At 64.0% G+C, this 21,154-nt stretch carries 20 protein-coding genes; 1 reads left to right on the forward strand and 19 read right to left on the reverse strand.

Features of this window, described 5'->3' with window-relative positions; translation table 11 throughout:
• Positions 1 to 92 precede the first annotated feature (92 nt).
• From AC1DSJ_RS25525 to rpsP, 8 genes are all read right to left on the reverse strand, one after another.
• Complete coding sequence (locus AC1DSJ_RS25525) at positions 93 to 1,382, reverse strand: NAD(P)/FAD-dependent oxidoreductase (RefSeq protein WP_175169802.1); 1,290 nt, start codon at positions 1,380 to 1,382, stop codon at positions 93 to 95.
• Between the two features lie 9 nt (positions 1,383 to 1,391).
• Positions 1,392 to 2,123, reverse strand: a complete 732-nt coding sequence (locus tag AC1DSJ_RS25530; protein ID WP_054427440.1) for an amino acid ABC transporter ATP-binding protein — start codon at positions 2,121 to 2,123, stop codon at positions 1,392 to 1,394.
• Complete coding sequence (locus AC1DSJ_RS25535) at positions 2,120 to 2,773, reverse strand: amino acid ABC transporter permease (protein ID WP_175169801.1); 654 nt, start codon at positions 2,771 to 2,773, stop codon at positions 2,120 to 2,122. Before AC1DSJ_RS25535 ends, AC1DSJ_RS25530 begins: the two co-directional genes overlap by 4 nt.
• A 122-nt stretch (positions 2,774 to 2,895) precedes the next feature.
• On the reverse strand, positions 2,896 to 3,651 hold the full coding sequence (locus tag AC1DSJ_RS25540; RefSeq protein WP_054427438.1) for an ABC transporter substrate-binding protein: 756 nt from the start codon (positions 3,649 to 3,651) through the stop codon (positions 2,896 to 2,898).
• Between the two features lie 99 nt (positions 3,652 to 3,750).
• A complete protein-coding gene (locus tag AC1DSJ_RS25545) occupies positions 3,751 to 4,338 on the reverse strand; it encodes a helix-turn-helix domain-containing protein (protein WP_245636478.1) in 588 nt (195 codons plus the stop codon).
• Between the two features lie 210 nt (positions 4,339 to 4,548).
• Positions 4,549 to 5,403, reverse strand: a complete 855-nt coding sequence (trmD, locus tag AC1DSJ_RS25550; RefSeq protein ID WP_346552658.1) for a tRNA (guanosine(37)-N1)-methyltransferase TrmD — start codon at positions 5,401 to 5,403, stop codon at positions 4,549 to 4,551.
• Complete coding sequence (gene rimM, locus AC1DSJ_RS25555; RefSeq protein ID WP_054427435.1) at positions 5,403 to 6,020, reverse strand: ribosome maturation factor RimM; 618 nt, start codon at positions 6,018 to 6,020, stop codon at positions 5,403 to 5,405. Before rimM ends, trmD begins: the two co-directional genes overlap by 1 nt.
• 84 nt (positions 6,021 to 6,104) lie before the next feature.
• The gene (rpsP, locus tag AC1DSJ_RS25560; protein WP_006224007.1) at positions 6,105 to 6,365 is read right to left on the reverse strand and encodes a 30S ribosomal protein S16; all 261 of its coding nucleotides are present in this window, start codon (positions 6,363 to 6,365) and stop codon (positions 6,105 to 6,107) included.
• Positions 6,366 to 6,794: 429 nt separating this feature from the next.
• Between rpsP and AC1DSJ_RS25565 the strand changes: the two genes are divergently transcribed.
• Positions 6,795 to 7,376 (forward strand): hypothetical protein, encoded by a 582-nt coding sequence (locus AC1DSJ_RS25565; RefSeq protein ID WP_175169798.1) that lies wholly within the window; start codon positions 6,795 to 6,797, stop codon positions 7,374 to 7,376.
• An 86-nt stretch (positions 7,377 to 7,462) separates the two neighbouring features.
• On the opposite strand, the gene AC1DSJ_RS25570 is transcribed toward AC1DSJ_RS25565, so the two are convergent.
• From AC1DSJ_RS25570 to AC1DSJ_RS25620, 11 genes are all read right to left on the reverse strand, one after another.
• A complete protein-coding gene (locus AC1DSJ_RS25570) occupies positions 7,463 to 7,732 on the reverse strand; it encodes a sulfurtransferase TusA family protein (protein ID WP_054427432.1) in 270 nt (89 codons plus the stop codon).
• Positions 7,732 to 10,356, reverse strand: a complete 2,625-nt coding sequence (gene alaS / locus AC1DSJ_RS25575; protein WP_441372391.1) for an alanine--tRNA ligase — start codon at positions 10,354 to 10,356, stop codon at positions 7,732 to 7,734. Before alaS ends, AC1DSJ_RS25570 begins: the two co-directional genes overlap by 1 nt.
• Before the next feature lie 78 nt (positions 10,357 to 10,434).
• Complete coding sequence (locus AC1DSJ_RS25580; RefSeq protein ID WP_346552656.1) at positions 10,435 to 11,478, reverse strand: prepilin; 1,044 nt, start codon at positions 11,476 to 11,478, stop codon at positions 10,435 to 10,437.
• A gap of 41 nt (positions 11,479 to 11,519) precedes the next feature.
• Entirely contained in the window at positions 11,520 to 12,140 is a 621-nt protein-coding gene (locus tag AC1DSJ_RS25585) for a type 4 pilus major pilin (RefSeq protein ID WP_054427429.1), read from the reverse strand.
• A 52-nt stretch (positions 12,141 to 12,192) separates the two neighbouring features.
• A complete protein-coding gene (locus AC1DSJ_RS25590; protein WP_441372412.1) occupies positions 12,193 to 13,263 on the reverse strand; it encodes a hypothetical protein in 1,071 nt (356 codons plus the stop codon).
• Between the two features lie 118 nt (positions 13,264 to 13,381).
• A complete protein-coding gene (locus AC1DSJ_RS25595) occupies positions 13,382 to 15,142 on the reverse strand; it encodes an ATPase, T2SS/T4P/T4SS family (protein WP_441372392.1) in 1,761 nt (586 codons plus the stop codon).
• A 47-nt stretch (positions 15,143 to 15,189) separates the two neighbouring features.
• Positions 15,190 to 15,621 (reverse strand): hypothetical protein, encoded by a 432-nt coding sequence (locus AC1DSJ_RS25600; protein ID WP_476760413.1) that lies wholly within the window; start codon positions 15,619 to 15,621, stop codon positions 15,190 to 15,192.
• 34 nt (positions 15,622 to 15,655) lie between these two features.
• On the reverse strand, positions 15,656 to 16,999 hold the full coding sequence (locus AC1DSJ_RS25605) for a hypothetical protein (RefSeq protein WP_254600537.1): 1,344 nt from the start codon (positions 16,997 to 16,999) through the stop codon (positions 15,656 to 15,658).
• 9 nt (positions 17,000 to 17,008) lie between these two features.
• Positions 17,009 to 18,568: a hypothetical protein gene (locus AC1DSJ_RS25610; protein WP_441372394.1), complete on the reverse strand. Its 1,560-nt coding sequence runs from the start codon at positions 18,566 to 18,568 to the stop codon at positions 17,009 to 17,011.
• Complete coding sequence (locus AC1DSJ_RS25615; RefSeq protein ID WP_441372395.1) at positions 18,565 to 19,596, reverse strand: TrbG/VirB9 family P-type conjugative transfer protein; 1,032 nt, start codon at positions 19,594 to 19,596, stop codon at positions 18,565 to 18,567. Before AC1DSJ_RS25615 ends, AC1DSJ_RS25610 begins: the two co-directional genes overlap by 4 nt.
• A 213-nt stretch (positions 19,597 to 19,809) precedes the next feature.
• Positions 19,810 to 21,150: an extracellular solute-binding protein gene (locus AC1DSJ_RS25620; RefSeq protein ID WP_054427424.1), complete on the reverse strand. Its 1,341-nt coding sequence runs from the start codon at positions 21,148 to 21,150 to the stop codon at positions 19,810 to 19,812.
• Positions 21,151 to 21,154 lie beyond the last annotated feature (4 nt).

Raw genomic sequence — 21,154 nt, forward strand, 5'->3', positions numbered from 1 at the left:
AACGAATAACCCCGGACGATGTCCGGGGTTTTTTTTATGGCCTCTGTCCTGACAGGCACGTCCTGACAGACAACTCCGCACCGACCTCCCGCCTACACACCGCCATCGTTCAGGCGATACCAGGTCACCACTGCATTCACGTAGAGCCGCCGCAGCCCGTACAGCGGGAACGGCACAATCGGCGACAGCGGCACCGGCAATGCATTCGCGTCGCCCGTGGCCACGTATTGCGCCATCGCTCGCCCCATGCTGGTCTGCAAGCCCACGCCCCGCCCTTGGCAGCCGATATCCACCAGCAGGCCCGGTTGCGGCTCGTGCAGATGCGGCAGGTAGTCGCGCGTAACGGCAACGCGTCCGCACCAGCGATATTCGAACGGCGTACCGGCCACCTGCGGGAACAGCTTCAGCATCACGCGTTCCAGATGCGCCCAGTCCTGCGGGCCCTTGGGTTCACGGAAGGGCCCGCGACCACCCATCAGCAATCGGCCCTGGTGATCCAACCGGAAGTACAGCAACAGGTTGCGGGTGTCCGACGTGACATGCCCCTCGGGGAAGATGCCTGCGCGCACGGCCTCCGGCAGCGGGGCCGTCGCCACCTGGAAGGTGTTGGCGTCGATGATGGACGTCTTCAAGCCGGGCAACAGATCACCGCCATAGGCGTTCGTGCACATCACCACGCGGTCGGCGGAAACCGTCGCGCCGCGTGCGGTGGTGGCGGTCCATTTGCCGGCCTCGCGCTTCAAGCCCGTGACCGGCGTATCGGTGTGGATGACCGCGCCCGCATTCAATGCAGCACGCGCCAGGCCACGCACATAACTCAAGGGCTGCACGGCGCCCGCGCGGTTATCGACCCATCCGCCCAGATAGCGGTCGGTTCCCAGCAAGCGCGCGACTTGCCCGCGATCCAGCGGCTGCGCATCCACGCCATGGCGCGCCCATTGGGCGGCGCGGTCGTGCGCGGTGCGCAACGCGTCGGCGGTGTGCGCGCCTTGAATCCAGCCTTTACGGACGTGCGGCACATCCATGGCATGACGGTCGATCAAGTTGAACACCGAGTCGGCCGTGGCGCCGGCGAACCGCAACAGCCGCTCGCCGCGGTCGTGGCCGAACATCGAGATCAAGGCGTCCGGGTCGTACTTCAAGCCGGGAATCACCTGCCCGCCATTGCGACCCGATCCGCCAAAGCCGATCTCGCGCGCCTCCAGCACCACGGTTTTGACGCCCCGCTCGGCCAGATGCAAGGCCGTGCTCAGGCCGGCGTATCCGCCGCCGATGACGAGCACGTCCGCCTGCGTGGAGGCCATCAGCGGCTCGGTCGGCGGAGGCGCCGCGGCGGTGGCTGCCCACAATGACGGAGATAAGGGAAACGGCGCTTGCTGCATGATGATTCCTTACATGGGATGCAGCACGCGGCGCAGGAAGTCCTGCGTACGGGGATGCTGCGGATGATTCAGCACTTCGCGGGCCGCGCCCTGCTCCACCATGACGCCGCCATCGAAGAACATGACGCGGTCGGCAACCTCGCGGGCAAAACTCATTTCGTGCGTCACGACCACCATCGTCATACCGGCTTCCGCCAGCTTGCGCATGACGCCCAGCACATCGCCCACCAGCTCCGGGTCCAGCGCGGAGGTGGGCTCGTCGAACAAAATCGCTTTGGGCTGCATCGCCAACGCGCGCGCAATCGCCACGCGCTGCTGTTGGCCGCCCGACAACTGATTCGGATGCGCGTCCGCCTTGTCCGCCAAGCCCACGCTGGCGAGCAGCTCGCGGCCGCGTTCCAGCACTTGCGCACGCGGTTCCTTCTTCACGAAGATCGGCCCTTCGATCACGTTTTCCAACGCGGTGCGATGCGGAAACAGGTTGAAGCGCTGGAACACCATCGCCACCTGCGTGCGGATGGACACGATGGACGGAGCATCGGCGTCAACCAATTCCCCATCAACCGTGATACGGCCGGCGTTGTAGCGTTCCAGCCCGTTGATGCAGCGCAGGATGGTGGATTTGCCCGAACCCGACGGGCCGATCACGCAAACGACTTCGCCCTTGCTGACTTCGGCATCGATTCCCTTCAGCACCTCTAGCGGGCCGAAGCTCTTGCGGACTCCCTGGAGTTCGATCATTTCGTGGCGCTCCTTTTTTCCAGATGCCGGACCAGCAGAATCAGCGGCACGCACATCACCAGGTACATCAACGCCACCAGCGAAAACACCGTCGCGTTCTTGAAGGTCGACACAGCGATCAGCTTGCCCTGCAAGGCCAGCTCCGCCACGGTGATCGTGGAGGCCTGCGACGAATCCTTGAGCATCATGATCATGATGTTGCCGTAGGGCGGCAGCACAATCTTCACAGCCTGCGGCAGCACCACGCGCCGCATCGTCATGCTCCAGCTCATGCCCATCGCCATCGCGGCTTCGATCTGGCCACGGTCAATCGCCTGAATCCCCGCGCGAAAATTCTCGGCCTGATAGGCTGAATACGCCACGCCCAAGCCGATGATGGCGGCCTGCACGGCGGTCAACGACACACCCATGTCGGGCATCACGAAATAGATATAGAACAGCAGCACGATGATCGGAATGCCGCGCAGCAGATTGATGATGCCGCCGCTGAGCTTGGACAGGAACGTGTTGCCCGACACCCGCATCAGCGCCCACACCAGGCCCAGCACGGTCGACAGCGCCAACGACCCCAGCGTCACCAGGATTGTCAGCTTTGCCCCTTGCAGCAATATCGGCAGATACTCCGCCGAATCCTTGAAGAATTCCATCATGACTTCACCCACCCCGACGAGACAGCCCACGGGAACGCGGGATGCGCCCCGCCCGCCGGCGCGCGGGCGCGCACCGGCCAGGCTGATGCAAAAACTGCGAGTTGCTTGAGATCAGGCCAGCATCACGCGCCGGACAGGCCCCACTTTTTCAGGATGGCGTCGATGGCGCCGTCCGCCTTCAGCTTGACCAGCGCCTTGTTGATGCGATCAAGCAGCGCGGTGTCTTCCTTGCGCGTGGCCAGCCCCAGGCTGCCCATGATGGTGGGCTGGTAAGACTGCGCCATCTTCAGGTTCGGGTAGTTGCCTTGCGTCAGGATGTAGGCCGCAATCGGGTAGTCCATGAAGCCGCCCTGGATACGGCCGGCATTGGCGTCGCGCATCATGTCGGGCGGGTTGTCGTAGAGCTTCACTTCCTTGAACACGCCGCTCTTTTGGATGGGTTCGACAAACGCGGTGCCCACCTGCACGCCCACCGTCATGTCTTTCATGTCGGCAAAGGACTTGTAATCCTTGTTGTCGGTCTTCAACACCATCAGCCCTTCGCCGTAGCGATAGACCGGTTCCGAAAAACTCACCACCTGCTGGCGCTGCGGCGTGATGAACATGGCCGCCGACACGATGTCGATACGCTTGGAAGTCAACGAACCGATCAGCGCCGAAAACGCCATGGGTTCGATCTGCACCTCGAATCCCGCTTCTTTGCCAACCGCTTTCACGATGTCGACCATCACGCCTTCAATGCTGTTGGTCTTGGTGTCGAGAAACGTGAACGGACTGCCGGTGGGTGTGGACCCCACTTTCAACACCGTCTGGGCGTGCGCGCCCGCGGCCATGGACAATGCAGCAAATACCGAGACAACCAGAGTCTTGAATTTCATGACATTTCCTCATCGTGGCAAAGAAGTCCGGGCAACGCCTGGCGTGTCCGGTGGCGCGGCGATCCCCAGTGTCGCCACGCCGCTGTGGATGCTGCGCGCCTAGGGCGCTTGTTGCGTGTCGTCCCCCGCGGCTTGAGTGATGTTGGAAATGGCCCAGATGACTTCCGTCGCCTGCGAGCCGGGATTGCGCCAGCGGCGCGGCGTGCTGCTGGCATAGCAAAAACTATCGCCTTCGTTGAGCAGCACGACGCGGTCGCCTACCCAGAGTTCTAACGACCCTTTGAGCACGACGCCGATCTGCTCGCCCTGCCCCGTTACGAACAGCTCATTGCCGGTGGAGCCGCCCGGTTCGATGGTCGCGCGGCACAGGTCCATGCTGCGGCAGGCGGGCGGCGTATACATCTCTTTGCTGATGCCTTTTTCGCTCAGGTCGATAAACCGATGCGTACCGGCGCGCGCCACACGGCCGCCATCTTCGCCCTGCGTGTGCTCGGCATTACGCAGCAGCGAATTGACCGACACCTGAAACTCACGGGCAAGCAGGTCCAGCGTCTTGACCGAGGCGGAACTCAAGCCCCGCTCGATCTGGCTCAACAGTCCGACCGACATGCCGCAAGCACTGGCCACATCGGTCAGCGAGCGGCCCTGTTGCTTGCGCAACTGGCGCAATTGCTGGCCCAGCCACATATCAACGGCGGATTCCGGCCGGCCGGACGACAGGCGCGATGACGCCGGGGTTGGGCGTTCAGAGGAAGACAGGCCAGATTCGGCGCGGCGGGGCTGATTCATATGAAAATTTCATTTGCATGTAATTTTCAATACTAAGGAGCACACAAACCGCCCACAACCTAGGAACATCCCTAGCGGGGTTGGGCAGCGCCAGTCTGATGAAAAGCGTTAGGAAGAGGCGTCAGGCGTTGCGGGCGAACTGGCCGCAGGCTTGCTTGAAGATTTGCGCCGCCGCTTGGGGGCATCAGATGCCGGGTCGTACGTGCCGGCCAATTCAGCCAAAAAGCGCTCATCGGCTTTGTTCAACCAGCCCTTGGCACGGGCGGATTCCAGCAGCTCAGGGCGGCGGGCGGCGGTCAACGCCAGCGAGCGTTCGCGCCGCCAACGGGCGATGTTGGCGTGATGGCCGCTAAGCAGCGCCGGGGGCACGGACTCGCCCTCGTAGACTTCGGGGCGCGTGTAGTGGGGGCTGTCCAGCAAGCCGGACAAGGTGTCGTTGAACGAGTCCTGCAATGCGGAATCGCCATCGTTGAGCACGCCGGGCAAGAGACGCACGGCGGCATCGATCACCGCAAGCGCGGCGATTTCTCCGCCGGACAACACAAAGTCGCCCAGGGATATTTCGTGGGTCACGCAGCGTTCAATGAAGCGCTGGTCGACACCTTCGTATCGGCCGCAAATCAGGATGATCCCGTCGCTTGCAGCCAGTGTTTCGGCGCCCGCCTGATCGTAGCGCTGTCCAACCGGGGCCAGCAGCGCAACGGGGGCACGGCCCAGGCCAAGCGCGGCGCGCGCGTCCTGAGCGGCGTTGACAGCGGCTTCCAAAGGCCCCGCCATCATCACCATTCCGGGGCCGCCGCCGTAGGGGCGGTCGTCCACCGTGCGATGAACGTCGTGCGTGAAATCTCGAGGATTCCACGCATGCAGAGACCACCGGCCCTGGGCATGCGCCCGGCCGGTGACACCCAGATCGCGCACTACCCCGAACATTTCGGGAAAGAGCGTAACGACGTCAAATCGCATCAAAGATCCGCCGGCCAGTCGCTGTCAATGCGGCGAGCAGCCAGATCGACGGCGTGTATGTGCGCACGTACGAACGGAACAAGCATTTCGGCGGGTCGGCCTTTGGCGGTCAGGATGGGCTCGGGCCCTTCGGCCCCTGCCTTCTGGCACAAAACCTTCAAGACGGCGTGAGCGCCGTTATCAAGGACTTCGTCCACCACGCCAATCAAGGCGGGTTCACCGTTGGCGCTGGTGTACAGCGCGCAGCCGATGAGGTCGACCCAGTAGTATTCGTCTTCTTCCGGCGCGGGGAAAGATCCGCGTGGCGCCTGCACGGAATATCCGCGCATGGCTTCGGCCTGATCGCGATCGGCAATACCCGCCAGCTGGGCCACGACCGTGGCGCCTTGCGAGCGGGCTTGCAGAACTTTGATTACGACAGGCGCAGACGCGACAGCGCCCCGCGCCAATTCAGGCACAGGGCGAGTCAACCACCATTGAGATGCTGAGAGCAGCACTTCGGCATTGGCCGAATGAGGCTGCACTTTGACCCAGCCTTTCACACCGTAGGCTGCAGTGATGCGGCCCAGCTCGATCAAATCCGTAGGCGCCGCGTTAGAGGTTGCGGCATCAGACATGTATCGCGCTCTTGGTAAGGATGAAACAGCTAAGAATGGTAGCTTTTACAGCTGAACTAACGACTTGGTTGGTCGACGCGGCAATTAAGCAGCGGCGGAAACCTTAGCCGAGTAGTCCTTGACCAGACGCTCAACAGCAGGCGACAGTTGGGCGCCAGTGCCGGTCCAGTACTGCACGCGATCCAGCGCAATGCGCAGGTTTTCCGTGCCTTCGCTAGCTACGGGGTTGTAGAAACCCACGCGCTCGATGAAGCGGCCGTCGCGACGGTTACGCGAATCGGTGGCCACCAGGTTGTAAAACGGACGCTTCTTGGACCCACCGCGGGCCAGGCGAATCACCACCATAGGTAATCCCTTGAATTAGTTGTGAAAAACGGGAAATTCTAGCACTTAAACAAGCCAGCTGGCAAATGCAGGTGCTGAATCAGTCGTGGCGGCGCGTTTTGTATCCTAAAACACCACATCCGGGTATTCTACAAAAACGGGCCGGAGCCCGCCGCAGACCAAAGTGTAGCCTTCTCGCCGCGCCCACGTCTGCATTTCCTGCGGTTGATCGTTAATGCGTTTGAAGAATAACCCGATTGGAGAGATCGGATTTATGTCGTCGTACGCCTTACTCCACGCTTTGCTCCACCCGGCCACGCCCCTGCGGCGTCGGCCCATCGCAGTATTCAAGCCCTCGTCCTGAAGGCGGATATCTTCCGCTGAGCTCGCATTTTCCCCAGTTCCCTCGTGTTTTTTCCCAACACTTCCTCTACTGGAGGGTGCCACATCATGAAGAACCAGAAATCTGTCTTCACTCCCGTTGCGCGCCTGGCGTTGACGGGCATTTTGCTGGGCACATTGGCGATGCCGTTTGCGGCGTCTGCCCGCGTGGTCGGCGCGGCGCTCACCACCGCGTCCGGCAAGGTGACGGCGGTTGACCCCGCCACGCGCACCATCACCCTGCAAGGCGCCAACGGCAATTCCGTCGATGTCGTTGCAGGCCCGGACGTGCGTAATTTCCAACAGATCAAAACGGGCGATACCCTGACGCTGGATTATTACGAATCCGTCGCGGTCGATGTGCGCCGCGCGGGCTCAGGCGCGCCCGAGGTCGTCACAGAAACGTCGGCGACCCGCAGCGCCCCCGGCGCCAAGCCCGGTGGCGCGATGGGCCGCCAAACGACCATCACCGCCGAAATCTGGCACATCAACAAGAGTGCAAACTTGGTCACCCTGAAGGGCCCGCAAGGCGGGATGCGCACGATCCAGGTCAAGGACCCAGCACTCCAGGCACGCTTGCAGCAGCTGAAGGAAGGCGATCTGGTGGATTTCACCATCACGCAGGCGGTCGCTGTGGCCATCCACAAGTAAACCCGTCAGCGTCATGCAAAAAGGCCCGCTGGAAGGCGGGCCTTTTTATTGCATCGGGCGATGATTATTAGCCGAAGGCCGGAAGGTCAGCGCCGTTGCAGGTAGTGCACGCAATGGCCATCAGCCTCGTGCTGCGCAACCAGCGCATTGCCGGTTTGCCGGGAAAACGCCTGAAAGTCGCGGATTGCATTGCGGTCGGTGGTGACAACGCGCAAGACTTCGCCGCTGACCATCTGCGCCAACGCTTTCTTGGCGCGCAGGATGGGCAGCGGACACGTCAGGCCGCTGGCATCCACTTCCTGCTGAAACACGGGCGTTTGCGCGCCCGCGTTCAGGCCGGTATCCCCGCTGCTCATCACAGACGCTCGTCCACCCACTTCTGCACGCCGGCAATCGCTGCGGGCAAGGCTGCGAGATCGGTGCCGCCGCCCATGGCCATGTCCGGGCGGCCGCCGCCCTTGCCGCCAACCTGGCTGGCGACAAAGCCCACCAAATCGCCAGCCTTGATGCGGTCGGTCAGGTCGGCGGTAACGCCGCCCACCACGCTGATCTTGCCATCGGCAGCGCCGGTGGCCAGCAGCACCACCGCCGGCTTCAGGCGGTCTTTCAGGTTGTCGACCATGCCGCGCAATGCCTTGGGATCGACATCGGCGATGCTGGCGGCCAGGACTTTGATGCCCTTGACGTCAACGGCGGCACTGGTAGCCAGGTCGTTACCCGCGCTGGCGGCCAGCTTGTTGCGCGATTGCTCAAGGTCTTTTTCCAGCGCCTTGACCTGATCCTGCACCTGCGCAATACGCGCCGGCACATCGGCCGGCGTGCTACGCAGCATGCCGGCGATCTGGGTCAGCAAGGCGTTCTGGTTCTGCACCCAAGCCAACGCGTTGTCGCCCGTGATGGCTTCGATACGGCGCACACCCGCCGCCACGCCGCCTTCGGAAATAATCTTGAACAGGCCGATGTCGCCCGTGCGGCTGACGTGCGTGCCGCCGCAGAGTTCACGCGAGAAACCAATGTCCAGCACGCGCACGGTGTCGCCGTATTTTTCGCCGAACAGCGCCATGGCGCCGCCCTTGACCGCGTCGTCGTAGGCCATGACCTGGGCCACGGTGGGCTGGTTGGCCAGGACTTCGGCGTTGACAATGGCTTCAACGCGCGCGATCTGCTCGGCGGTCATCGGCGCATCTTGCGCGAAGTCGAAACGGGTCTTGTCGGGGTCCACCAGCGAGCCGCGCTGCTGCACGTGCGCGCCCAGCACCTGGCGCAAGGCCTTGTGCATCAGGTGAGTGGCCGAGTGGTTGCGCACCGTGCGGGCGCGGCGAACTGCGTCAACGCGCGCCAGCAGCGTGTCGCCGATCGACAGCGTGCCCGATTCCAGCACGCCATGATGGCCAAACACGCCGGCCTGGATCTTGAGCGTATCGGCCACGGCAAAGCGCACGCCGTCCGCTTCCAGCAAACCGGTGTCGCCGACCTGGCCGCCCGACTCCGCGTAGAACGGCGTGACGTCCAAGACCACCACAGCGCTTTGGCCGGCCTTCACTTGCTGCACTTGCGAGCCATCGACATACAAGGCCGTGACCTTGACGTTGTCGAGTTCCAGCTTTTCGTAGCCTTCGAAGCGCGTGTCGGCGCCTTCGTAGCTCAGGCCTTCGGCCATCTTGAACTTGCCGGCGGCGCGCGCCTGGTCACGCTGGCGCTCCATCGAGACCTCGAAACCGGCCATATCGACTTCCACTTCGCGTTCGCGGCAGATGTCGGCGGTAAGGTCCACGGGGAAGCCGTAGGTGTCATAGAGGGTGAACAGCGTCGTGCCGTCCAGCACGCCGCCCTTGGGTACGTTGGCCAGGGCGGTGTCCAGAATGCGCATGCCATGCTCGAGCGTTTCGCCAAAGCGCTCTTCTTCCTGCTTGAGCACCTGGCCCACGCGGTCAGCCATGGCGGCCAGTTCCGGATAGGCTTTACCCATTTCCGCGACCAGATCCGGCACCAGACGGTGGAAGAACGGCTTGGTCTGACCCAGCTTGTAGCCATGGCGCAGCGCGCGGCGGACGATGCGGCGCAGCACATAGCCGCGGCCTTCATTGCTGGGAATCACGCCGTCCACGATCAGGAACGAGCACGCGCGGATGTGGTCAGCGATGACCTTCAGCGAGTTGTTGTCCAGATCCTTCACACCGGTTTCGCGAGCGGCGGCGTGGATGAGCGTCTGGAAGAGATCGATTTCGTAGTTGGAATGCACGCCCTGCAAGACGGCGGCGATACGTTCCAGACCCATGCCGGTATCGACACAGGGGCGCGGCAGACGCGGCATATTGCCTTGCGCGTCGCGCTCGAACTGCATGAACACCAGGTTCCAGACTTCGATGTAGCGGTCGCCATCTTCCTCGGGCGATCCCGGGGGGCCGCCCCAGATTTCGGGGCCGTGGTCAAAGAAGATTTCCGAGCACGGACCGCAAGGGCCGGTGTCGGCCATCTGCCAGAAGTTGTCGGAAGCGTAGCGTGCGCCCTTGTTGTCGCCGATGCGGATGATGCGCTCGGCCGGCACGCCAACTTCCTTGGCCCAGATGTCGTAGGCTTCGTCGTCTTCCTGGTACACGGTGACCCAGAGCTTCTCGGCCGGCAGCTTGTAGACCTGCGTCAGCAGTTCCCAGGCGTACTGGATGGCGTCGCGCTTGAAGTAGTCGCCGAAGCTGAAGTTACCCAGCATTTCGAAGAACGTATGGTGGCGGGCGGTGTAGCCCACGTTCTCCAGGTCGTTGTGCTTGCCGCCGGCGCGCACACTGCGCTGCGACGAGGTGGCTCGCGTGTACGACCGCGATTCCTTGCCCGTAAACACGTCCTTGAACTGGACCATGCCCGAATTGGTGAAGAGCAAGGTCGGGTCGTTGCCGGGGACGAGCGACGACGAAGGAACAATGGTGTGTCCCTTCGACTTGAAGAATTGCAGGAACTGGCGGCGAATCTCGGAGGATTTCATCGTGGATGACGCAGGATTTAGGCGAATCTTTGATTATAGAGGTTTGGCGGAAAAGCGCGGGAATGGGTGCCAGACCCCCTATCGGACACAGACATACCCGGTGGTCCACCCTTCGGTTTCGGTCCATTTCCCGCCTGCCGACACGATGACCTCCGTAAAACCAGGCGGACACGAGCATTGCCCGGTGACGGGATTTGCAGTGGACGCTCCGGAAAAGTGCGTGCAGCCCCGCGGATAGTTGACGCTATACGCGCCGCCGAAGCCGCTGCTGGCGCGCCGCCAGACGCTGGATTGGCAGGTCAGCAATTCGCCATCGTCCGACGTGGCGATCGTGCCAACCGCCACCCCGCAGTGCTGCCCCGCCTGAGCCCGCGCCCCCACCGACAGATACCCGCCCGCGATCACGGAAGACGCGGCCGTCAGCGTGCCTTGCAGCATGGGGTCACGCGCGTCGCCAATCCTGACGAAAGGGTCCAGGTCGGGCATGACGGGCGAGCGATCGGCTCCAGGCCCCGCCCCGGCCCACAGCGCCACCGTGCCTGCGGCATAGGCAGGGGCGCCGGGCGCCAGAGGGTTCGGGAAACTGAACGACGAGCCGCGAACCCGGTCAGGCGACTCCGCCCACACCGCGCCGCCATAACCTTGCGCGGCGTCCATCACCGCAGCAATGCCAATCAGATCAGGAAAGCGAGACCCAGATTTCAGAATCGGTGCGGCGCTATAGACCAGGGCATCGAGCCGGCAGCGCTCGCCTGGACAACCTTCGCCCCTGACTACCCTGATCTGCGCGCCGAACCCCATCGCCGAACGCTCTGGGAACGCCGCCGGCAGCAGCGCCAGGGCGCGAAGCTCGGGCACCGTCGGCGCAAGAGCATCCACGAATAGCGGCTGCCCGCCCTCACTCAACGGGGCCTCTGCCTTGGCCAGCACGTCGAAATGCCGAGTCAGCATCCCCGCCGCCGCCTCGCGGACCTGCGTGAGCCACAGCCCCGAGGCACGCGCCGCCGCGTCTTCGATTCGCTGTACGACCTGGTTCGACGCCCAAATGGCGATGACAGAGGTCAATGCCAACGCAAGCGCCAAGCCCACCAGCGAAAAGCCCCCCTGCTGATGCGGACTCAAGATGGCGCGCCACCGCGCACCGTCCGACAAGGCAGGCCGCATCATTTTGCCGTGAATACAAAGGTGTTGACGTCCCCTTGGCCGCATTGCGCCTGGGCCTGCGCTGCGCGGTAGGGCAGGATGGGGATGGATTGCGTATCTTTGACGACTTTGACGCCTTCGCCGCCGCCGATGGAAATTGTGTCCGACACGCGTTGCAGCACAGACGCCAGCGCCGGACAGGCTGCGTGGCTCACATTCGTCAGCGTCACGGTGAAGGCAGAACCCAGGCCTGCGCCCCCCAATGTCCCGGCCACGACCTCCACCACCCCATTGCGGCCCGCCCCGCTGCCGCCCAGGCCATGCACGATACGGGCTGACGCGCCGCTGCCCTGGACGGCCAGCACGCTGGAATCGCGCAGCGCATTCGCCATTGCGCCAGTGTCCAAACCCAAGTACGGATTGACGCCGCCGCCTTGGGCATTGATTTTCATGCTGGCGATGAACCGCTGGAGTTCTTCGCCCACCTTGGGCACCTTGTTCTCGATCACGTACGCACCAATCGCGGGAATGCCGACGATGGCGATCAACAAGACGATGGCGGTAACGATGGACACCTCCATTAACGAGAACCCTCGCTGACGCGTGCTGAGCCGATATTGCTGAACCCTTAGACCAGGCATGGTTGCCTCCTTTCGTTGATGAAATCAGTGGTTTGAGTGATGCATCGCCGCGCTACTGGCTTGCGTAGAAATTGGTCAACGCCTGGCGCAGCTCATCAATGACGCCGTAATGCCAGAACGTGACGCCCAACACGGTCGCCAGCGACAGGATCAGCAACGACCATCGCAGCGTGGCGGCTTGCCGGCGCACCCGCACCAGCAGGCGCAACTCGACGCGCTGGCGAACCTGCGCCAGACCGGCCTCCAGCCCCAACGCGTCCATCATGTCGGCCATGTACCACCAGGTTTCCTGATCCAGCAGGCCCGTGCCGAATATCTCGGGGCCGCTTGCCCCGGCATTGATGCGGTCCAACATGGTTTGCAGGTGCGCGTGCATCCACGGTTGCGCGCTGCGCGCCTGGACAGACAGCGCACGGCGAAGCCGGGTGTCAGCCGCCCCGTGCTGGCGAACCAGCACCGATAGCAGGCAAAGAAAGCGAATCGCCTGGAAATCCCGGTACAAGCGCCACAGCAGCCAGCCATCAAGCACGCGCCTGAATGGACCCGTGAGATTCGGCAGCGACCACAGGCTCAACCCCGCCAGGCCCAAACTGAGCACGAGCCAGAGCAGCAGCCACTGCTTCAACGCGCGCGCCAGGGCGAACAAACCGCGCGTCAGCCCCCGATAGTCTTCGGGCGGCACCAGCTGAAAGACCTGCTGCAAGCGCGGCACGCTGAAGTAGGGAATCGCGCACAGCAGGGCGAAGGCGACGGCAGCTGCGACGACGCCCGCTGCAGCCGCCGTTGCCACAGCCAGCCAGGCATCCCCGGCCAACTGGACGGCACGCGACAAGTCGCGCAGCGCCGCCGCAAGATCGCCGCCCTCTTCCTGCACGCAGCTAAGCAACAAGCATTCGCCAGAAGGGAATGTGTCCCGCCACGCCAACCCCAGGTCGCCGCCCGCCTCAAGGTACGCCGCAGCCCAATCGCGAGACAGCCGGCCCCGTACCGTGCGCGGGCCGTATCGGCGCGCATCGTCATCAAAAATGTCGCGCAGGTTCTTGCGCCCCTGCGTGCCGTCGATCAGATCGGCAAGATAGGCGTAGTAATCGGCGCGCTGGAAACGAAAGCGCATCGCATCCATCCATCGCGGCGCGGCTTCGAAACGCAAACCGAACCGAACCGGGGCCGGGCGAGTCAGCCAAGTCATGTCAGCCACCTCATGTAAGCCACCTCATGTCAGCCACCTCATGTCAGCCACCTCATATCAGCCCCCGATCCCGTCCGGCGCCCGGTTCGGCGCTGGCGGCTTGCGGTGAAACCAGAAGGTCGAAGCGGCGCAGCAGCGCTCGCGGGTCCACCTCGCCGGAGCTGACTCGATGCAAGGCGCCGTCCAACGCCCTTGCGCCTCGTGTTGAAACATCGCGCCATGCCCATGGGTCTGCCTCTTGCGTGGCGGACATCAACGCCGCGTTATCGCGCAAACGCACGCGTTCCAGAAACCCCTCTACCCGTTCGGGCTCGATCATTTCCGCGGCAACACAGCGCCCCGCCGTGCCATTGAGTTCAGGCAATTGCGGACGACGGCAAGCGCCGCACCCCGCCGGATTCCTGACCCTCAGGGCATGCGGCTCCAAGCGGTACACGCGTTCCATTTCGTGCGTCCAAGCCTGCCAATCCCATTGGGCAGCGAACGCGGAATCCGATGTGCGCGAAGAGGTTTGCTCTCGCCAGAGGGATTCCAGCGGCAAGGCGCAGGCCGAACACAAGCGCGGCAACAGGGTTTGATAAACCAGCAGTTTGAGCATGCCGGGCGTCGCGAGGAAATCTCGAGACACGCCAATCGCCTCTGACGCCAGCCGTTCAGGAACCATGGCCGCCGACCCCGCATGCGTGGTGGCGTAAAGGCTGACGCCCGAACCGGCCAGGTCCATGAACGCTCGCCCCGTATCCACATCTCGGATTTCTCCGATCAGCAGGTCGTTCATCGCCGACCGCTTGATGGTCTTCAACTTGGCGTCCAGCGTCGGCCACGCGGATTCCGCCAGCGCGCCGTTCAGCGTGTTCTGCAATGCGTTGGCAATAACGTATTCAACCGGGTCTTCCAATGTGATGACCTTGCGCGTCGATTCGATGCCCCGCATCAACGTCGCGATGGTCGTGGATTTGCCGGAACCGACCACGCCGGCAAGCACGATGGCGCCGCCTTCGCGGTCGCGGGCGCGCAGCAGCGTCTCGATTTGCGTGGGCAGATAACCCAGTGCGTGAAGATCGCCGTCAGCCGTGGCGTCCAAGCGCAGAATCCGCAGGCAGACAGACGGCCCCACATCGGTTGCCAGCGATGCCCAGCGCAACACAATCGGGATGCCGTCGACCTCAAGCGCGATACGCCCTTGCTGCTCAAGCGCCGGGTCGAACACCGCGCCGTTGCCCCCGCGCACCTCCATCCAGGCCACCGCCAGCACCTCCAGCAATGTCGTGTTCGAAAGCCCGGCAAAACGTTCCGTGCCGACATACTCGCCATTGATGGTGTAGCGGATGTCGCAGAAAGCCTGCCGCTGATTGACGTTGATATGGACATCGCTGGCGCCCTGCGTCACGCCCCAACGGACGACGTCTTGAAACAAGGCAGCCAGGGCGGACGTTCGCTCAGCCGGTGATCCTTTGCCCCGCCGCCCCAAGCCCGCCGCCGTCAATTGCCCGCGCGCAATCATCAGCAGCAACGGCGCAGGCAGGATGTAGCGTGACGGCTTGGCCAAGCGGTATCCGGCCGCGCGCACCATGCGTTCAAGTTCGTCGACGGTATCGCCCAGCGCGTATTCGTCGACCGCGAACAGCGCGGCCTGGCCGCTGTCCAGCAGCACCGGACACAACCGGCCCGCCAATGAGGCAAGATCGAATTCGTCGCCCAATGCGCGGACGAAAGCGGGCGCGAGCCGAGCGATGTCGTCGGCGGTATGCAGCGATTGGGGGTCGCTCGGTTTGAATCGTGTTGAAGACGGTGATGGCGTTAAAGGCAGCATTGCTAACGGCGTTAAAGGCAGCATTGCTAACGGCGTTAAAGGCAGCGTCATGGCAGCGCCCTCCCGACCGGCACGCAGGCCATGTGATCGTGTTCGTTGCGGCGCAAGTGCACGCAAGCCCCAACGACTGCCAGCAGTTGATAGCCATTCGCCGAGACCGCCCCGGCGATAGGCGCACCATGGCCCGCCCGATAGCGCAGCAACGCACCATTGACGACGACATCGACAGTGAGCCGCCGGGTGGACCCGAAGATCGCGGCCACGCGAATGTCGTCCTGTTTCGGTCCGGCAGAAGCCGCCTGATCCGCAGGTGCGGCCCCCGGCTGGCAGATCCCCGGCGTCCGGCAATCGGCCAAAGCCGCCGCCGCATCGGCGCGCAACAGGGTCTGCACCGTCTCAACATCCGGCCACCCGTGAGCCTCATCAACGTGCGGCGACAACGCCTGAGCCTGCGCACCGATGGCCAGCGAGAACGCCACAATTAAAGATTGCGCAACGCGCCGGGCGGCAAGCCTAATCCTGCTCATAGAGATCTCCGTGCAATTCGGCGACCAGCGTGCTGGCAGCCAGAGTGGGCCGCTGAAGGGGCTGCACGTTCAAGGCCAAACGAGACCAGCGCACCGTTTCAAACGGGCCGGGCAATAGCGCGAATGAACGCAACGGGCCGTGCATGCGCAATGCGCGACGCCGGACCAAGGGTTGGAGGGTTTGCGCAGCCTCCACCGACCCGTCCGCTGACGAGGGGGAGGACGGCGACGGCAACGGTGACGACAAGGCAACGGCTGGCGCCAGCGCCACAGCGGTGAATGCAGGCTGCAACTGTTGCAGCGCCCCGGCCAGTTCGGTATCGACGCGCAGCGCGCTGGGTAGCGTCATGGACGCCAACGGCACCAGCGCCGACGTGATGTGCCAGCGCAACGTCGCTTCTTCAAGCGGTTTGAAGGACACCCGCCAGCCAACGGGTAACCGATGGTGCAGCTGGAGATTCGTGGCCTGCGGCGAGGCGCGCGCGTAAACCGCGGCGCAATCCCAGCCTATTGCACCCGCATCACACTGTGCGCGGCGCAACGCCCAACCTTGCACGTGAACGGGAAGCCTGCCCACACTGCGCAACAGGTTCGACATTTCAGTGCGGGCATGCGCCGCCATGCCTTCAAGCAACGGCCGAGATGGCGTCAGCGCAGCCGCCGAATCGGCAGATGGCGAAGCCACCGCGGGCTCGCGAACAGTGAAGCGTGCCGACAACAGGTTCCATACCGGCGGCGCCACCGCGGACAGCCCCACGCACGCCAGGAAAACTCGCGGCACCAGCGGCAATGCGGCCCAGCGGGTAAGCAATGGCGTCAACTGCGCGCCTGGCTCCACCGCTTGCAACAGCGCCGCCCATACCGTGCCAGCGTCGTGGGCCAGCAATCCGGGCCGGTCATCGGCCAAGCGCCTGTGCGCGTGCAGCGCCTCATCGTGCGAGTCAAACAAGCGATCCGCCTGCGACAGCGCCATGCCGTCTTGCGCTGCCGCCAGCCAATAGCGGCCGTCAGGCAACGGGATCAGGCAATGGCCGCCGCTGGGGTACAACAGCGCGTATAGCTGAGCGGCCGCCTGGATGTGCGGCACACCACCGCGGCGGGACCGCCCCGCGCGCCAGCCCCGGCGCCACGCCGAGTGCGTTCTGCCATAGCCCGCCATGGTGGCGGGCGAGCCACCAACCACGAAGTGCGTGGCCCGCAGCCGCCGGCCACGCGTGCGCGCCAAGCCCGGCACATCGGAACCAATCAGCGCGAGCCAGCGCAGGCCAAACGCCAGGTAGCGTGCGCTGCCCGGACATTCATGCATCAGAAAATAGGGAGCTCGGTTCATATCGTGTCCTTAGTACCCTTCTTCGACCTGCGCCGTAACCAGCATCAGCGTGGTCTCGCGCTCCTGAGCCGCACTGTCTTGCCCGCCGGTGATCAGGGGCATGCCAGGCGCAAGCCGTTGGCGATCGTGCTGGTCTTGCCGGCGGTCGAAGCCCGACAAGATGACGGGCTGACCGGGCCGCAGCTCGATCTGTTGCACCGTGCCGTTGCCGTCAATCGTGATCTGCTGGACTTGCACCTGATTGCCGCGTTCTCCGAACGTGATCGTCTTCAGCGGATGCGCCACCGCGTTGTCATAGGCGACGGACAGCAGGATCTGACCGTCTTCCTGGATATCGGGCAGCAACGTCAAAAACGAGCCGACGGTTTCTTCCTTCTGGCTGATGGAGACCGCGGGCAGCGACCCATTGGCGCCCGCCGTCGTTGCGCCTGGCACGGATGTGCTCTGAACACGGTCGATATAGGAAAAGGTGGTGCGGATGGCATGCGTGACGGGCCGGCGGTTCAAGGTCAGCACGGGGACTTTGCTGTGCCGGACGATGGCGCCCATGTTGCTTAGCGCCGACACCACCGCCTGCGATCCTTGGAACGGCCCGCTGCCGACGCCGCCCGCCAACTCAGCCGCGCCCACACCCGATACTGCTGCCATCGCGAAGCGCGCCGACGCGCCTGCTGCGGCGTAGAGCGCGTTCCAGTCCAAGCCTCCTGACGCCGATTGCTTGGCGATGACAGTGATCTCGCGGTCGAGATAGTGCGCCACGCGGTCCAGCGCTTCAGGCGTGTCGGTGACCACCAACGCCGTCGCGCCATCCACTGCGTCGGCGACGAAACCTGAGCGCGTCAGGAACGGCGTGATGTTGGCGCGTAATACCGCCAACGCGTTGTGCTCCCGGGCGGACAAGGTGGTGTTGGACGTGCTTTCGAACCCTTCGCCGTCGTCGCTGCCCGAACGGCCCAGCCGGATGTCGACCGTACTGGCGAGCGATAGCGCGCGCATGTCGAACACCCGGGTTTCCGTGCGGTAGAACTCAATGGCTTGATGCTGATAGCGCCAATGCACCGAGAACCGGGCAGCCAATGCATCCAGCAAGTCTGCAAGCGGCAATGGACCATCGCGGACTTCCAGACGGACGGGCGCCGGTACGGACAAGCCGGCATTCGACGCCAGGCGCGGCAGGAAATGTTCAAGCGCAAGCAAGGCGTCGGGTTTGACCCGCACCGGAATGCCGGTAGCGGCAACCAGCCGCTGCGCCAAGGCGGAAAGATCGGTTTCTTCAGCAAGCATCAACGTGGTCGGCACGTTTTCACGCAATGCCGGCGGCAAGGTGACGTCGCGCGCCAACGGCTGCGGTTTGCCGGCCAGCCAAGGCGCGGCCACTTCTTGCGCGGCGATCCGTGCCTGGCGGTCAGTCAGCCCATTGGCAAATGCCTGATGCTGGTCCGCAAGCGTGGCGTGGCGCTGGCTCGCGTTACGGCCAAGTTCCGCCGCCTGCTGCGACGCCACGCAAGCGCCCAGCATGCCGCTCACCACCCCGCACGCGACGATGCGCATCCCTCGACGGATCATCATGCTGCCCCTCCCGCGGGTGAGGCGGCCCGTGTGCAGGACTGCGCCAAGGGCACCACTCGCAACACCTGATTGCCGTAAAAACACGGCTGCAATGGCCGGTCGGCCAGCTCGGTGGCGCCCAGCAATTCACGGACGGCGGATTTGAAGTCGCCCGCAAAGTCCGCCGATGCGGACAAGGGAATATCAACGTCGACCGCCCAGTGTTGCGGCGCGAACGTCCAACCTGAACTGTCCGCCCAGCGCGCCAGCACGCCGCGCAACGTGGTGTCTGGCGGCGCGGCACGATATCGCGGAGCGGCCGCAACGGCCGGCGTCGCTTGCGGAGCGGCCGCAACGGCCAGCGTCGCTTGCGGAGCGGCCGCAACGGCCAGCGTCGCTTGCGGAGCGGCCGCAACGGCCAGCGTCGCTTGCGGGGCGGCCGCAACCGGCAACGTCGCTTGCGGGGCGGGGAGAAGGGTTGATTCGGTAGCGCTGAGCGGCGCCTGCGCTATCGGCGCGTCGGAACGAGAGCCCGCCTGAACACTTCGGCGCAACGGCCCGTTGGACGCCAGCTCATTGACGCCTTGGTCATTCACGCCTGGGGCATTCACGCCTTGGCGCGGCGTCGCGGATTCAAGCACCACGGGCTCCGCATCCACCGGCGCTTGCGCAACGATGTCGTTGTCGGCATCGCGCTCGGCGCGCGCCGCCAGTCGCCCCCCGCGAAATCGCAGCGCATGCCAGTCGCCCGACACAACAACATAGGGTTCGCGCCGCACATACGGCAACGCGTGCTCGCCATTTCCACGTACACCGAAAATCGCTGGCAAAGCCTGGCCGGGCGTGAATTGCAGCCAGACATCCTTGCCGTCGTCGAACACCTGCAACGGCGCGACCGCAGGGTCGCCGGACAGGCGCCAGTCAAAACGGAAGGCCCGCGCAACCGGCGCGGAGGTTGACCAGGAAGGAATGACGCCGCCATTGAACGGCCTGTTTGTGCAGGCCCCCAGGCAGGACAGCGCCGCCGTCAGGAAGAAGATTCGAACCATGCCTCACCACGAGCAAAGGGCGCACCGGAAGTAGTACGCATGCCGCAGATGGTGGACGAGGGCCGGACGCGCCGCCAGACTGGCATGTACGCATGGATGCTTTGATCCACCCTGCCCTGACGAACCTTATGGACGAAAAAAAACCCGGCCCTGGGGCCGGGTTCTTGCAGGCCAAACGGACAGCGCGAATGCCGTCCGATCAGCCGTGTGCGATCAGCGTTGCGTCGCGAGGGAACGCGCTTGGGACGCGGCGTTGTTCAGGGCCGCGACGGGCGGCACCTTGCCTTCGAACGCATCGTTCAACTGCTGGTTCAGCACCGGTTCGATACGGTTGTAGTTCGCCATGCGGAAACCACGGCTGTTGCTGGCCGGGCGGTTGCTCATCGACGCAATCACGGCTTGCGCGCCCGGGATGCTCTTGTAGAACGACACATCCGAGGCACGGAACGCGGCTTCGGTCAGCGGCAGGAAGCCCGTGCGCTGATGCCATTCGGCGGCCACGACCGGCTTGGACAGCCAGGCCAGGAACTGCGCGGTGGCCTTTTCTTCGGCTTGCGGGCGGCCTTCAAGCGCCCACAGGGCCGAACCGCTCACAAAAGGCTGGCCGGCGGACTTCGTGGCCTGATCGTAGTAAGGCACCGGCGCCACGCCGAACGCCAGCGACTTGGTGTTCAGGAACGTGCCGAACGCGCCCGAGTTCGCCGTCAGCACCGCGCATTCGCCCTTGGCGAACAGCTTGTCTGCGGCAGCGTCACCCGTGTGCGCCATGAACAGCAGCGAACGCTTCCAGCTGACCATCAGCGAGATGTGACGCATGTAGAGCGTGTCGAACTGCATGGCAGGCGCAGCGCTCTTCTTGGTCACGGCATCCAGGCCGTTGTTGTTGGTGGTGAACTGCTGGCCGTTGATCGGGGCCAGGTTCTCCAGATGGACCGTGACCTGGTCGCTGGAGGCGTAGGGGCAGTCGATATCGGCCACGTCGCGCAGCTTCAGGAGTTCGGCTTGCAGGCCGGTCCAGGTGCGAGCGGGATTGTTGGGGTCAAGACCGGCCTTCTTGTAGGCGGCGGTGTTGTAGAACATCACCGGCACTTCGGCCATCCAGGGGAACGCCAGCAGGCGGCCCTTGCTGTCGCGCGTGAAGCTGCTGGTGGCCGGCACGAACCAGTTCAGGTCCTTGATCGGGTACTTGGCCAGCAGTTCGTGCATGGGCAGGATGGCCTTGTGCTGGGCCACGACTTCCGGGGAGTGGTTGTCGGTCAGTTGGACCAGATTGGGCGCCTTCTTCGCCTTGACGGCGCTGATGGCTTCTTGCTCCAGCGCGTCCTGCGAGCTGAATCCACGCAGCTTGACGCTAACTTGGTCCTGTTCTTTGTTGTATTGCTTGGCCAGTTTTTCGAACTCGGCCTTATTCGCGTCAGACAGCGTGTGCCAGACTTGAATTTCCACTGGGGCGGCATTCGCCACACCCGCGATTGCCATCGCGGCGCCAAATACCCATGCACGCCGGCTGGCGAACATCGCGCGGGCAACGCCCGCCAATTGCAGATTCTTCATAGGT

This window comes from Achromobacter sp. 01N37 (genome assembly GCF_056399725.1).